The organism is Burkholderia sp. SCN-KJ, from assembly GCF_024656005.1.
Taxonomy (GTDB): Bacteria; Pseudomonadota; Gammaproteobacteria; order Burkholderiales; family Burkholderiaceae; genus Burkholderia.
This window is the reverse complement of record NZ_JANKOG010000056.1, coordinates 1-14,255: the sequence shown is the minus strand read 5'-3', so window position 1 is coordinate 14,255 and position 14,255 is coordinate 1. Positions and strand designations below refer to the sequence as shown.

At 67.4% G+C, this 14,255-nt stretch carries 14 protein-coding genes; 2 read left to right on the top strand and 12 right to left on the bottom strand.

All coding sequences use genetic code 11. From position 1 onward, the window contains the following. From NQV17_RS37090 to NQV17_RS37045, 10 genes are all read right to left on the bottom strand, one after another. On the bottom strand, nucleotides 1-2,076 hold a 2,076-nt coding region (locus NQV17_RS37090; RefSeq protein ID WP_257776049.1), incomplete at its 3' end, for a type IV pilus secretin PilQ. Then, on the bottom strand, nucleotides 2,077-2,712 hold the full coding sequence (locus NQV17_RS37085; RefSeq protein ID WP_257776048.1) for a hypothetical protein: 636 nt from the start codon (nucleotides 2,710-2,712) through the stop codon (nucleotides 2,077-2,079). After that, nucleotides 2,709-3,275: a hypothetical protein gene (locus tag NQV17_RS37080; protein WP_124487511.1), complete on the bottom strand. Its 567-nt coding sequence runs from the start codon at nucleotides 3,273-3,275 to the stop codon at nucleotides 2,709-2,711. Before NQV17_RS37080 ends, NQV17_RS37085 begins: the two co-directional genes overlap by 4 nt. Beyond that, entirely contained in the window at nucleotides 3,272-3,802 is a 531-nt protein-coding gene (locus NQV17_RS37075; protein WP_257776047.1) for a hypothetical protein, read from the bottom strand. Before NQV17_RS37075 ends, NQV17_RS37080 begins: the two co-directional genes overlap by 4 nt. Beyond that, nucleotides 3,799-4,674, bottom strand: coding sequence for a hypothetical protein (locus NQV17_RS37070; protein ID WP_257776046.1), 876 nt, complete (start codon nucleotides 4,672-4,674; stop codon nucleotides 3,799-3,801). The genes NQV17_RS37075 and NQV17_RS37070 overlap by 4 nt, the downstream gene beginning before the upstream one ends. Then, nucleotides 4,655-6,373: a GspE/PulE family protein gene (locus NQV17_RS37065; RefSeq protein WP_257776045.1), complete on the bottom strand. Its 1,719-nt coding sequence runs from the start codon at nucleotides 6,371-6,373 to the stop codon at nucleotides 4,655-4,657. The genes NQV17_RS37070 and NQV17_RS37065 overlap by 20 nt, the downstream gene beginning before the upstream one ends. A gap of 18 nt (nucleotides 6,374-6,391) precedes the next feature. Next, on the bottom strand, nucleotides 6,392-7,594 hold the full coding sequence (locus NQV17_RS37060) for a type II secretion system F family protein (protein ID WP_257776044.1): 1,203 nt from the start codon (nucleotides 7,592-7,594) through the stop codon (nucleotides 6,392-6,394). Nucleotides 7,595-7,650: 56 nt separating this feature from the next. Beyond that, complete coding sequence (gene gspG, locus NQV17_RS37055) at nucleotides 7,651-8,067, bottom strand: type II secretion system major pseudopilin GspG (protein WP_257776050.1); 417 nt, start codon at nucleotides 8,065-8,067, stop codon at nucleotides 7,651-7,653. Between the two features lie 216 nt (nucleotides 8,068-8,283). Further along, nucleotides 8,284-8,958, bottom strand: coding sequence for a response regulator transcription factor (locus NQV17_RS37050; protein ID WP_124571829.1), 675 nt, complete (start codon nucleotides 8,956-8,958; stop codon nucleotides 8,284-8,286). 29 nt (nucleotides 8,959-8,987) lie between these two features. Next, nucleotides 8,988-9,635, bottom strand: coding sequence for an SCO family protein (locus tag NQV17_RS37045; RefSeq protein ID WP_374692802.1), 648 nt, complete (start codon nucleotides 9,633-9,635; stop codon nucleotides 8,988-8,990). A 721-nt stretch (nucleotides 9,636-10,356) separates the two neighbouring features. Here NQV17_RS37045 and NQV17_RS37040 point away from each other — a divergent pair. Then, entirely contained in the window at nucleotides 10,357-11,475 is a 1,119-nt protein-coding gene (locus NQV17_RS37040) for a histidine kinase (RefSeq protein ID WP_257776043.1), read from the top strand. A gap of 16 nt (nucleotides 11,476-11,491) precedes the next feature. On the opposite strand, the gene NQV17_RS37035 is transcribed toward NQV17_RS37040, so the two are convergent. After that, the gene (locus NQV17_RS37035) at nucleotides 11,492-12,271 is read right to left on the bottom strand and encodes a response regulator transcription factor (RefSeq protein WP_257776042.1); all 780 of its coding nucleotides are present in this window, start codon (nucleotides 12,269-12,271) and stop codon (nucleotides 11,492-11,494) included. A 533-nt stretch (nucleotides 12,272-12,804) separates the two neighbouring features. On the opposite strand from NQV17_RS37035, the gene NQV17_RS37030 reads away from it, so the two are divergent. Further along, nucleotides 12,805-13,443, top strand: coding sequence for a lytic transglycosylase domain-containing protein (locus NQV17_RS37030; RefSeq protein ID WP_257776041.1), 639 nt, complete (start codon nucleotides 12,805-12,807; stop codon nucleotides 13,441-13,443). A gap of 157 nt (nucleotides 13,444-13,600) precedes the next feature. Here the strand turns inward: NQV17_RS37030 and NQV17_RS37025 are convergent, their stop codons facing one another. Continuing rightward, nucleotides 13,601-14,110: a DUF1269 domain-containing protein gene (locus NQV17_RS37025; RefSeq protein ID WP_257776040.1), complete on the bottom strand. Its 510-nt coding sequence runs from the start codon at nucleotides 14,108-14,110 to the stop codon at nucleotides 13,601-13,603. Nucleotides 14,111-14,255: the final 145 nt, after the last annotated feature.

Below are 14,255 nucleotides of genomic sequence, written 5' to 3'. Positions count from 1 at the left end.
TGGCCGCGCGAACCGCCCGCCGTACGGGTCGGGCGGCGGCGTCGTGCGCGGTGCGGCCGGCAGCTGCCCGAACGCGCCGCTCTGCGGCGATGGCTGCGCACGGTTCGCCGCGGCCTCCAGCGGCGACGGCGCCGCGCCACCCGATGTCCCGCCGCCCACGCTGCCCGGAACGACCTTCGCCTCCGGCGCTGCGGGTGCCTTCGCGTCCGGCGCCGCCGGCGCCTTCGCATCCGTCGCCGCGGGCGCCTCCGCATTCAGCGCCACCGGGTCGAGTCGCAGCTGGTCGGCGTGCACGTTGACGTCGGTGCCCGACCACACTTCCTGCGTGTCCGCATCCGCCGCAACCTGCGGCCGGACGATATGCGGCGTGATCTGCAGCACGATCTCGGTCTTCTTGTGATCGCCGCCGTGATCCGAGAACAGGCGGCCGAGCACCGGCAACTGGCCAAGGCCCGGCACCTTGTTCGCGTTGCGGCGGTCCTCGTCCGAGATCAGGCCGCCCATGATCTGCGTTTCGCCGTCCCGAAGCCGCAGGCTGGTGGACGCACTGCGCGTGCCGATCTGATATGCGAGCGAACTCAGCCCCTGCGAGTTGCCGCTCGAGATCGTGTTGGTGATGTTGCTGACTTCGAGATTCAGCTTGATGCCGACGTCGCCGTCGCGATAAACCTGCGGCTCGACCTCGAGCTTGATGCCCACGTCGAGGTACTGGATCATCTGCGTAAATGACGGCCCGCTGGTGCTCGGCGTGCTCGAACTCGAAATCACCGGCACCTTGTCGCCGATCATGATGCGCGCCTTCTCCTTGTTGCGCGCGCGGATGCGCGGGCTCGCGAGCAGGTTCGCGTCGGTATCGGTCAGCTTGAAGTCCGCGGTGGCCGACAGGCCGCTGACGCTCAGCGCATTGGCCGGCAGATGGTGCAGCACGCCCCAGGTATTGGCCGAGCTCGGCGTCGACACCGTAAACGAGTTGGGCCAGTTGATGCCCAGTTGCGACATCCGGTCGTGCGATACCTCCAGCACCTCGACCTCGAGCATCACCTCCGGCTCCGGCAAGTCCTGGGCGGTGATCATTTCCTCGGCGACCTTGATCGTGTCCGGCGTGCCGCGGATCGTCACCGTGTTCGCGCGCTCGTCGATCACGGCCTCCTTCACCTTCAGCAGGCTCTTCAGCAGCGACTGGATCTGCTTCGCATCGACGTTCGACAGCTGGAACGTGCGCACCTTGAGCTCCTGGTACTCGAGCTCCTTGGCCGGCGTCGCCGGGTAGATGAACAGCGTGTTCGCATTCATCTGCTTCTTGTCGAGCTGGTTCTGCAACAGGATCATGTCGACCGTGTCCTGCAGCGACGCGTTCTGCACGAAGATCGTCGTCTTCAGGTCGGCGCGCACGTCGCGATCGAAAATGACGTTCAGCCCGGACGTCCGCGACAGGGCCTCGAACACCATCCGCACGTTCGCGTCGCGGAACTGCAGCGACACCGGCGTGCGCATGATCGACGACGCCGCGAGCTTGTCGTCGCGCTCCGCGTGCTGCTGGCGGCGCTTTTCGTCGAGTTCCGCCTGCATCCGCATCGCCATCGCATTGGCCGGATCCTCGACCAGCACGCGATGCACGCGTTCGGCGGCCTGTGCGTACGAACCGCGCTTCATCATGCGGTCCGCTTCCTGCAGGATCGCGAGATGCTTGCGGTCCTGGTCGATCATCGTGCCGATCCGGCGCGCGCGCTCGCTGGTCGGATCGAGCTGCTTCGCCATGTAGACGGAGCGCGCCGCGTCGTCGAATTCGTTCTGCTGGCGAAACGTGTCCGCGTTGTCGAGCAGCTGGCCGACCGCGTCGTTGCGCTCGTGCACGGCGTCGATCTTCACCTGCGCGTTGGTCGGATCGTCCTGAAGGTTCGGCACATGCGCGCAGCCGCCGCATGCGAGCAGCGCCACGGCGATCGCCAGCGCGCGTTGCGTCGCGCAGCGCGCCGCCGGTGCGGGTCGCGCATCGGCCGGGGTGACGGAGCAAAGGCGTGTCGACGGGCCGCCGTCCCCGTTGCGGCGCACATCCCGTGTCAGTGCGGTTTCCATTTACTTTCCTTCCACTGAAATGGGCACCATCTGGATCTGGTTCAGCGGCAGATAGGTGAGCACCACGTTCGACTCGGACACCGACTCGACGCGATACTGGCTGTCGATCACATCGCCCGGCGAAACGATCAGCAACTGGTCTCCGTTGCCGAGAAACACTTGCGGCTTCGCCGACTTGGCATCCTGCTGGCCGAGATAGATGAATGGCACCGGCGGCGCGGTCGGCGGCGCCGGACGCGCTTCGGGCGGCGGCGGCTCGACGGGCGGCGGCGGCAGCCATGACGACGCCGTGAAGGGATCGTGCGCGGCTTCGACCGACACGGGCGCACGCAATGCGGCGAGCTGTTCCCGCGCGGTCGCCGCCGCGTCATGCGGCGCGGGTACGTCATGCGCCGCGGGCAACGACGCGGGCGCAGGCGCCGCGGCATGCGAGGCCGCCGCAAGGCCTGCGCGTGCGCGTGCCGGCGCGGGCGCCACGCGCGCACCGTCGCGATGGACGATGCCGCTTGCAGCGGCCGGTGCCGGCTGCTGCATCGCCGCCACCAGTACGCGATATCCGGTACCGGCGACGACGAGGCAGCCCAGCACGAGCACGAGTCGATTGCGCGAAGCGGGTTTCATGACGGCGGAGATCATGGCTGGGCGCTCCGATAGACGAGTTCGAAACGAACCCGCGCGTCGAGAATGCTGCTGCCCACCGCCGGACGCTCGACGTGGATTTCCTGCAGCGCCGCGTTCGGCACGTGGTTGAGCACCGACGCGAGAAAATGCCGGATCGCGCCGTACTGATCTTTCACGGGCAGCAGCACCTGGTAGCGCGTGAAGCGCGCCCCCGACTCGGTCGTCATCTGGTACTCGGCGGAGCCGAGCGCCAGATGGCTGTCGCGCGCCTGCTCGAAGATCGACGCGATGTCGTCCGCGCTTTGCGAAAAGCGCGGAAAGAGCGCAGGCAACGTGTCGAGCGTCGTCGCGTCCGCCGCCGTGCCGCGCACGTCGGCCGGACGATGACCGCGTGCGGCGCGCACGACGCCTGCCGGCGCCTGCATCGCGCGCGTGTCGGCCTCCACGCCGGCGAGCGCCGCATACGTGATGCCCGCGGCACCGAGCATCAGGATCCCGGCGAGCCCCGGCAGGCCGAATGCACGGCGCCACGCGAACCGAAGCGTGAGCAGGCGGTCCGCGAAACGATCGGCTTTCATGATTTCCTCCAGACGGCCGTGATCTGGAAACGCACCGGCTTGCCCGCCACGTTCTCCTCGACGAGGTGGCCGTTGAGCGTCGCCTCGCGCAGCACGTCGCTCGTCTGCAAGTACTTCAGGTACGCGATCATCGCGTCCGGGTCCTTCGCTTCGGCCGTGATGCGAATCTGGCCCTGTGCCGGGTTCTGGTCGATGCCGATCAGTGCGACGTCATGGCCCGGATAGTCTTCGACGACCGAGAAGAGCGTCTGCCATGGCACGGTCAGTTCGCGCAGCACGGCCTGGCTCTGCTTTTCCGCGAGCCGCGCGGCCGCGCTCGGCGGCGGCTTCACGACGTGCTGCTGCGCGAACGTGCGATGCTGGACGAGCGCCAGCGCGTCCCGGATGCGATCGTTCTCCGCATACGCGTGCCAGAGCCGGACGGCGCACGCGCCCCACAGCAGCGCGGCGACGCCGAGCAGGATCGCGCCGCTTACGCCGATACGGGCGCGGCGCCGGCAAAAATCGATGTCGAGCGTGCGGCTCATGATGCGTACTCCAGCAACCGGCGCGCAGGCGAACCGTCGAGCGCCGCGCGGCCCGGCAGCACGGCCGCGGCAAAACGCGCCTCGAACGGCGCGGCATCCGTGTCGACGCCGCACAGATAAACCTTGCAGTCGTCGCGCGTCAGGCCCGTGCGCGTCGCCGAGCGCTCGAACAGCTGCTCGGCGAGTTCGGCAAGCCTCGACGCATCGCCGGACTCGCCCGGAAAGAGGCGCTGCGCGTCGTACGCGGTCCACTCGCCGCGCTCGATCATGACCGCCTGCAGCAACGCCTCGCCGACGACGAGCAGCATCGCGTCGCCGTCCGGCTTCACCGCGACCCGATCGAGCGTCTCCGGAAGCCCCGCGCGCAGGCAGCGGATGCGGACGCCGCCGGCTGCGCCCGTCCCGAGGATGCCGTCGTACAGCGTGCGCGGCAGCGCGCTGGCAAAGAGCACACGGCCGCCGCGCCGCACGTCGAAGCGCGTGACCAGCGACTCGGCGGCGACCCCGTAGGTGTCGGAGAAATGCGCGAGCGCGATGTCCTCGAGCTCGCGCGCGTGCAGCGCGCGGAAGTCGCCACGCAGGATCGCATGGCAACACCAGAAATCGTCGAGCACGATGTGCGCGCCGCGCACGGGCGGCCGCTTCGCGTTGCCGTCGCTGCCGGCCGTCGTGGCCGTCGCGGCCAGCGCGGCACCCAGCGCGTCGAGCACCCCCGTCTCGCTCCCGAACCGGTCGTCGGGGATGACGACGCTGAGCGGATCGGCGGCGAACCCGCGCCGGCCCGGCCGCCACAGTGCGCGCGGGCGGATGCCGGCGACGATCTCGCGCGTGCCGACGCCGATCGCGAGCCGATCATTCGACCATGGTGACACGATTGATCTCCTCGAGCGTCGTTTCGCCGCGCCTCACCAGGTCGATCGCCGATGCGCGCAACGTCGTCATGCCGTAGCGCAGCGCGGCGGCCTTGATGTGCCCGAGCGGCGCGCGCTCCGACAGCAGTTGCCGCAGCTCGTCGTTCATGCGCAGCGCCTCCGCGATCGCGCGCCGGCCGCGATAGCCGCTGCCGCGGCACATCGCGCACCCGGTACCGCGGCGAAACAGGTAGCTTCCGGCCGTGTCGGGGTCGATGCCCGAGCGGGCGAGCGCATCCGCGTCGACCGTGTCCTCGTCCAGGCAGTCCGGACAGCACTGGCGCAGCAGCCGCTGCGCGATCACGCCGTTCAGCGCCGATACGAAGCTGTACGGATCGACCTCCATGTTCGTGAAACGGCCGATCACGTCGAACACGTTGTTCGCATGCACGGTGGTGAACACCTGGTGGCCGGTCAGCGCGGCCTGCACGGCGATCTGCGCGGTTTCGGGATCGCGGATTTCGCCGACCATGATCTTGTCCGGATCGTGCCGCAGGATCGACCGCAAGCCGCGCGCGAACGTCAGGCCCTTCGCCTCGTTGACCGGTATCTGCAGGATCTCGCCGAGCTGGTATTCGACCGGATCCTCGATCGTCACGATCTTCTCGAGCCCGTTGTTGATTTCGGTGAGGATTGCATAAAGCGTCGTGGTCTTGCCGCTTCCGGTGGGGCCCGTGACGAGCAGCATGCCGTACGGCATCGACGCGACCGACCGCATGAAGCGCGTGTCGGCGGGCTGGAATCCGAGCGCCTCGAGCGTCAGGCCGCCCGACGCCTGGGACAGCTGGTAGCGGTCGAGAATCCGCAACACCGCGTCCTCGCCGAACTGGTTCGGCATGATCGATACGCGAAAATCGATCTCGCGTCCGGCGTACATCGCCTTGAAGCGCCCGTCCTGCGGAATGCGGCGCTCAGCGATATCGAGCTCGGAGATCACCTTCACGCGCGACAGCACCTGGTCCGCGACGTCGCGGCCCTCGACGCGCCCCACCACCGTCAGCACGCCATCGACCCGGCACTTGATCATCAGGCCGTTCGCCCGGCATTCGAGGTGGATGTCGCTCGCCAGCATCTTGAGCGCGTCGTAGATCGTCGAATTGAGCAGGCGCACCACCGGGCTGTCGTCGCTGCTGATGCCCTGCAGCGTCAACGCGAGCGACGCCGGATCGGGCGTACTCTGGATCGGATCGTCGAACGCGAGCGAATCCATCGCGCGGATGTCCTTCTCGCGCACGGCGAGATAGGCGCCCAGGTCGCCCGCGCTCGCGAGCGCCCATCCGTACGGCAGCGCCGGGTGCGCACGCATCCGGTGCTCGATCCAGCCGCGCGTGCGGGCATCGAGCGGATCGGCGATCGCGAACAGCAGCGCGCCGCCGTCGGGATCGCGCAGGCACACGCACAGGCGCGCCGTTGCCTCGACGAACGGCACCAGCTCGAAGTCCGGCTCCAGGCGATTCAATTCCCGCATGCCGATCGGCTTCATCCGGAATTGCGCCGCGAGCCGCTCGCGCATCTCGTCCGCACCCAGCGCCGTCTGCGCCGTCAATGCCTCGAGCGCGCGCAGGCCCGAACCGTGCCGTTCGCCGAGCGTGCGCAGCAGGTCGCGCAGTTCGGCGTCCGCGTCGGGCGGGTTGCCGGGGGAGGATGTGAGGGTGTCCACGCGCGTCTCCAGAACGGCCTACTGAATGCTCGACGCGATCTCGAAGATCGGCATGTACATCAACACGACGATGCCGCCGATCACCACGCCGATCACGATCATCATCATGGGTTCGATCAGCCGCGAAATCAGGTCGATCGTGCGCGACACCTGCGCTTCCTGAAACGCGGCGATCCGGTCGAGGACGGGCCCGAGCCCGCCGGTCTTCTCGGCCACCGTCAGCAGGCGGTAGCCGATCGCATTCGCGAGACCGGCCTGCTGGAACGCGTCGGACATCTTCGCGCCGTTGCGGACCTGCTGCAGCGCGTGCGCCAGCGCAGCCTGGTCCGCGCGGCCGACGAGGCCGCGTGCGAGATCGAACGCGCGAATGGCGGGAATGCCGCCGTCGACCAGCATCGCCGTCGTGCGATAGAACTGCGACTGGCGAAACACGCGGAAGTGTTGCCCGATGCCGGGCAGCGCCAGCAGCCGGTCCGCGAGCCAGATGCGCAATGCCGGCCGCCGCAGCGCGACACCGGCGGCCACCGCCAGCACCGCGAGACCGCCGGCCAGCTCGGTGCCGTGCGCGTGCACCATGCCGCCCCACGCCATCAGCAGCCGCGACATCAGCGGCAGCTCGCGGCCGCTGTGTTCGAGCAGCGTCGCGAAGCGCGGCACCACGAAGCCGAGCAGGAACAGCACGACGGCCGCACCGACGAACAGCAGCACCGTCGGGTAGATCGCCGCCGACACGACCCGCGCGCGCAACTCGCGCAGCGTCGCGCTGTTGAGCGAATAGCGCGTCAGGCTGTCGGCCAGGCCGCCGGTCTGCTCGCTCGCCTTCACGCACGCCACCAGCACCGGCGGAAAGATCGGGCTCGCGTGCTCAAGCGCCGCCGACAACGACTGCCCTTCCTCGAGCTGCCGCAGCAGATCGCGGCACACCTGTGCGGACGCCTCGCGCCGCGCGTTGCCGCCGAGCGTGCGCAACGCGTCGACGAGGCCGACACCCGCATCGAGCAGCGCCGCCAGTTCGCGCGCGAACATGTCGACGTCGAACCGCGCACGCGGCATGCCGAGCCGGTTCGCGCCGCGCCGCTGCCGCCCGGCGTCCGTGCTGACCGATACGACGCGAAGGCCGCGCGCACGCGCGAGCGAGGCCGCGTTCGCCGGCGAATCGCTGTCGATGCGAAGCGTCTGTACCGAGCCGCTCGTATCGAATACATGCAGCACGAATTTCACGTCGAGCCTCCTTGCGAGCTGCTCACGACGCGCGCCGCGACCGCGGCCATGCGCCCCTACCACGACGAGATCGTCACGTTCTCGCCGGTACCGCCGCCGCGTCCGTCCTTGCCGAGCGAGAACAGGTCGTAGTCGCCGTGCTCGCCCGGTGAACGATACTGATAGGGCCGGTCCCACGGATCCACCGGGACGGCCTTCTGCAGATAGGGACCGCTCCACCGCGATGCGCTTTGCGGCTTGTTCACGAGCGCATCCAGCCCCTCCTCGGTCGTCGGATAGGTACCGACGTCGAGCCGGTATTGATCCAGCGCCTGGCCGAGCGACACGATCTGCGCACGCGCGATCTTGACGTTGGACTTGCCGACCTGTTCGAAATACCGTGGCGCCACGAGCCCTGCCAGCAATCCGATGATGACCATCACGACGAGCAGCTCGAGCAGTGTGAAGCCGCGACTCGCACACGCGCGGCACACGCGTCGTGCGTCACGCTGCCGCCGGCCCGGCGCGCCGGCCGGGATCGAGAACGATTCGTGGCTCACGGCTGCCTCCCTGTATCGACCCGCGGCACCGGCGCCGCCGATGCCGTTGATTGCATTCTTGTTCACGTCGGTACGGGTCAGAAGTAGGGAGTGCCGTCCATCCCCATGGGTAAATCCCCCCCTGTTGGGCCCTGCCCGAATGGAGGGGATTTACACACGGTCGTCGTCGTTCAGCGCGAGCACGCCGACGTCGATCGCGAAGTGAACGAGGCCGGTCAGGTTCACGACGCCGAGCTTGCGCATGAGATTGGCGCGGTGCTTGTCCACCGTTTTCGGGCTGACCTTCAGGCACTCGCCGACCTGCCGGCTCGTGTGCCCCTCGACGACGAGGCGCAACACCGTGCGCTCGCGATTCGTCAGCGCATTCCACAATCGCGCCCGGTGCGCGTTCGCGTCGTGCAGCCCGTGCAGGCCGGCGCGGGCGCGATAGGCGTCGAGGCTGACCACGCACTTGCCCTGCATCACGAAGCGCATCTCGCGCACCAGGTCGGCGAACGGCGAATCCTTGACCACGTAGCCGTCCGCGCCGGCGGCAAACGCTTCCCTGACGTTGTCTTCGCTGCGATGAACCGTGAGGACGATGATCCGCGCATGCGGCACGTCGCGCTTGATCGTCGCGATCGCTTCGAAGCCGCTGCCGCCCGGCATGGACAGATCCATCAGGATCAGGTCGGGCCGCGTCTTCTCGGCGAGACGGCAGGCCTCGACCCCGCCGCTCGCCGCGCCGACGATGCAGTAGTCGGCCAGCTCGGAAACCAGGTGACTCAGGCCGACCCGCAACAGATGCTGATCCTCGACGATCAGCACACGGTGCTTGTTGTCCAATTTCGACGCTCCTTTCAGAGACGCGATACCTAGTTGGACGCAACGACATCGCGATAGGCCGCGAGCAGCTCGGTCGGCGTCGCGAAGCCGTCGATACGCAGCCACGGCTGGCCCGGCGCGGCCCGCACGAACGTCACCGGCGTGTGGTTCATCTTGTCGCCGCGATACACGTTGAACGCGCGTTGCGCGGCGACGCTCGCATCGACGGTACCGGTGTAGTGCTGCCATTCGGGGCCGGCTTCGAAGCGTGCCGCGTAGGTCCTGAGCCGTTCGGGCGTGTCCGCCTCCGGATCGATCGAGATCGACATGATGTGCACCTTGTCGCGATCGGCGCCGAGTTCGCCCTGCAGCTGCTCGAGCGTCTGGCTGATCATCGGGCAGATGGTCGTGCAACTGGTGTAGATGAAGGTCAGGATCACCGGCCGGCCGTCGTCCAGTTCCTTGACCAGCGAGACGGTCCGGCCGTCGTCGCGCACGAGCTGGACCGACGGCTCGGCATACTGGACCATCGTGTGCACGGTGCCCGGCATCACGGCGTGATGCATGTGCATGCCGGCGGCTTCGGTCGCGCCGTCGGTCATCTGCGAGGCGGCCTTGTCCGCCGGTTTTGCGGCGGGTGCGGCCGGTGCGGGCGCGGCGGGGCTATCGTTGGCGGGCGCCGCGGCGGGCTGCGTCATGGGCTCAGTTGCGGGCTCCGTCGCTTGCTCCGCGGCGGGCTGCATCGCGGGTTCGGTTGCGGACTCCATCGCGTGCCCTGCGGCGGGCTGCATCGCGGGTTCGGTGGCGGGCTCCATCGCCTGCTCCGCGGCGGGCTGCATCGCGGGCTCGGTGGCGGGTTCCATCGCGTGTTCCGCGGCCGGCTCCATCGCGTGCTCCGCGGCGTGCGTCACCGCGCTGTCGGCGGCGTTTCCGACGGAATCTTCGCCACCGTTCTGCATGGTCATTCCCGTCATGCTCTCGACGGCATCCGGCGCGGCATTCTCCATGACGCTCGTGTTCGCGGCGGCGTTTTCCGCGGCCGCACTGCCGGCGTTCTCGATCGCGCTGCCATCGGGCGCACACCACGCGGGCGTCGCGGCAAGCGCAACGCCCGCGACCACGAGTGCGCCCATCGTCGATCTTCCGATCCTGTTCATACCAGCCTCCCTGAGACGCGCCCAGGCAGCGGACAATTCCGTGCCCCGCCACTGAAGTGTCATGAATCCGGTCGCGAGCGTCATGGGATGACGCCCCCCAAAGGCCGGTAGGACATGCCCGCTTGGCGGGATTTCCCGTTGCATACGGAAGGTATTTCCCCAAGACGTACGCGCGAAATCCCCATGTTGCGGGCCGAGTCGGTCGCGTCCTAGAATGACCGAAACCTTACGGTTTCCTGAAAACTGCGCTTCGGGAGCTACCATGACTGAACGCCAGCCGGAAGGACCACGGATCAGGCTGCTCGATCTGATCGATGCGATGCGCAAGCTGCGCAGCGCGGTGCGTCCCGATGATCGCCGCAGTGCTGTCGTCACCGATGCGCGTGGAGCGGCGCTCGCCATTCTCGCCGACGACGGCACCTTCGTATCGGTCAATCGCAGTGCCGCGGCGCTGTTCGGCTATACGGCCGCCGAACTCGTCGGCCGGCATCTGTCCGACCTGGCGCCCGACAACGCCCACGCCGAGCTGGCGAGCGAGCTATCGACGAGCGTCGCCCTTCAGCATCATTCGTTCACTGCGATGCTCAGCGGGCGAAGCGGCCATCCCGCGCGATTCGTCGTACATCAGCAGGCACTTCCCGACACGCACCTGTCGCTGACGCTGTTCGAGGAACCGTCGACGCCCGAGCCCGAACGGCGCGGCGCCGCGGCGAACGATGCGGGCGTGCATGCCTGCAACACCTATCTCCTGATGGGCCAGCAGAAGGAACGGCATCGGCTTGCCGCGGAATTGCACGACGGGCTCGGCCAGGCGCTGACGCTCATCAAGCTGATGAACGAGGACGCGCTCATGCGCATTCGCCGCGGCGACATCGCCGACGCGACGACGCTGCTCGACGACGCCGTGTTGCGCATTCGCGAGACGATCGGCGAAGTCCGCCAGATCTGCGGCGAATTGAGGCCGCCGATACTCGACAAGCTCGGACTGCCGGCCGCGCTCGCTTCGCTGTGCCGGCGCATCGAGCGCGATGCGGACCCGCTGTCGGTGGAGTTCAATTGCGACGTCGACGACGACGACATACCGGATCATCTGAAGGCCGACGCGTTCAGAGTCGCGCAGGAGGCACTCCACAACATCGTCAAGCATGCACAGGCCACCGAGATCGTGCTCAGCCTGCAACACGATGCGGCCAGCCTGCTGCTGACGATCGACGACAACGGCGTCGGCTACGAGCGTCGCCCGCTTTCGACGGACGACGCGCGCACGGCGGGGCTCGGCCTGATCGGCATGCAGCACCGCATCGAGGCGCACGGCGGCACGTTTGCGATCCAGTCGTCCGCCGCGACGGGTACGCGCGTCTCGGCAACCTGGCCGCTCTGACGCGCAGCAGCCGCGCTCAGCCCTTCACGCCTCCCGCCGGATAGTCGTCCAGCCGCGCGACGGCGCCTGCCGCCTGCACGCCGTCGGCGACTGCGTGCGTCGACACCTCGTCCACGTTCGGCTCCGCGCATTTCGCCGCGAGTGTCGTCAACAGACCCATGTTCATCGCGACGAGCACCAGCTCCGTCAGATTCGCGAGATGGAGCTTGTGCATCATGCTCGCCCGATACTTCTCGATCGTCTTCGGGCTCAGGTTCAGGTACTGACCGACCTGCCGGTTGGTGCGTCCTTCCGCGATCAGTTTCAGTACGCTGCGTTCGCGTGCGGTCAGGATGTCCCAGGCCTTTTTCGGCGCGGGCATTTCGCGACCGCTGACGAACGAGTCGACCATGTAGCCGTACACGTCGGCACTCAGGTGCTTCTTCCCCTGCATGACCATGCGCATCGCGAGCAGCAATTCGTCGAACGAAACGTCCTTGAGCACGTAGCCGTCGACACCCGCGCGCAGCGCCTCGCGCACGTACTCTTCGCTCTGGTGCACCGTGAGCGCGACGATCCGGACGGCCGGCGTTCGACGCTTGATCGTCGCGCACGCATCGATGCCGTTCATCCCGCGCATCGACAGATCCATCAGGATCAGGTCCGGCGCGAGCGTCATTGCCTGATGGCATGCCTCCTTGCCGTCCCGCGCTTCGCCGACGACTTCGTAATCGCCTTGTGCGCAAAGCATCGACCGGAGACCGTTTCTCAGCAGATCGTGATCTTCTGCAATTATCACGCGATATTTAGTATTCACGACTTCCCCCAAGTGTTCCCGCGCTTGCACCCCCGTTGGACATCGATGCCTCGGTTGCACGGTGCCGGACGCTGTTTCTGATGATTTGCTCGGTCCGGTCTGGCGGCCTGCCTCGCGAGCGATTGGCCACGCTCCTCGTCCGAGCAAGGATCGCGCCACCGCGCCGCGCGCGAGCGCCCGCGCCGGGCATGCATTTGCGGAAACGTCGTGCGACGACGGGAATGTTTCAGGCGTGAATCGTTTCGGGGTGGTGCGTCGCATCCGTAAGACTACGGATGGCGGGACTATCCGATCGCTTTCGCCGCGCGGGAAATGATTTCTTCTGCAACCACGGTCGCATCGAGCAGAAAACAACTGTTCCGCGTAAGGATCGTCAACTTCGCCGGATTACCGGATCCTACCGGCGATTCCTTGTGTAACAGTTTTGCACCGCCACCGCGGCAGCGTCTCCGCCGGCCTCGAATTGTAGGAGGATGCCCCATTGTCGATGCGAACACCCGGCCACGAAAATGCAGATGCAGGAGGCCTGAAAGATGCACTGCCAACCTTCGTCCGGATTACGAAAGACCATCATCGTCGCCGCATGCGCGGGAATCGGCTCGGCATGGTCGTGCGCCGCTCACGCGCAGATATTCGGCATGGTGGCGAAGAATGGCGTCATCGTCCTGACCAACGTGCCCACCACGGTCAATCTGAAAGTGATCGTCGCGGCCGCGAGGCCTGCCGCCAGGCCGGCCGCATCCACGACGAAGCGTGTCGCGCCGAAACACGTCGTCGCGTCGTCGTTCGAGGACGTAATCGCCGAAGCGAGCCGGTCGTTCAACGTTCCGCCCGAACTCCTGCGCGCCGTGATCGACGTCGAATCGGGATACAACCCGAAGGCGGTATCGGACAAAGGCGCGCTCGGGCTCATGCAACTGATGCCGGAAACGGCCCGGCGCTTCTCGGGCGGCGACATGTTCGATCCGCGCAACAACGTGCTGACCGGCGCACGGTATCTGCGCTTCCTGCTCAACCTGTTCAAGGAAAACGTCGAACTCACGCTCGCTGCGTACAACGCCGGAGAGAATGCCGTGATTCGGGCCGGGTATCGCATCCCGGCGATGCCGCAGACGCGCGAGTACGTGCCGCGCGTGCTCGCGCGCTACAAGCGGCTGCTCGCCGCGAATTGAAAAACGCGGAAAAACGCTGAAACACGCGCGACCCGCGGCAGCCTGCGCGCGGCAACGCTCCCGGCAGCGTGCGCACGGCGCGCTGCCGGGCGCCATGAAGCGATGGCGTCCGGCAACGTGCAGCGCTGTCGCGGCCGGCGTTCGGCCGCCCCGCCACTCATGGAAATGCCGGGACAGTCGGATCCTCTCCCTGCAGATGCGCATCCGTATGGTGAAGCCTGATCGCGTCTTCGATCTCGTGAACGCGGTCGGTCGGCACGTCGATCATCATCAGCAGCTCGCCATGCTCGATGCCCTCCTCGAAACGCTTCAGGCGCGTGCTCGGCATGTCGATGCCGATCATCGTCGCCACCCATGCGCCGAAGGCCGCGCCGAACAGCGTGATCGCCACGACGATCCCGCCGCCGATCGGCAACCCCGCGGGCTGGACCAGCAGCAGAATCAGCCCCATCAGCATGCCGGTCGCGGAGCCGACCGCGGTGCCACGCGCGAGCGACGGCAGCAGGTCGCTGCGTTGCACCAGCGTGGCTTCCGGCAAGTCGTCGCGCCAGACATCGTGATTCGCGAGGCAATGGATATGCCGCCACTCGATTCGCAGCGACAGCAGCTCGCCGACGATCGACCGCGCGCATTGCGCCGTCGGCAACAGAAAATAGACGCGTCTCATGGCAGTTCCTCCTGCGTCGCATCCGGAATGCGGCGATGCTCGTTCGGACATTCTGGTCCGGCACGCCCGCGGCGGGTAGGGGTAATGCTCGCCGAAGCGCATGGGTAGAACACGGTAGGCAACGCCGCGCATGCGTCAGAGTTGC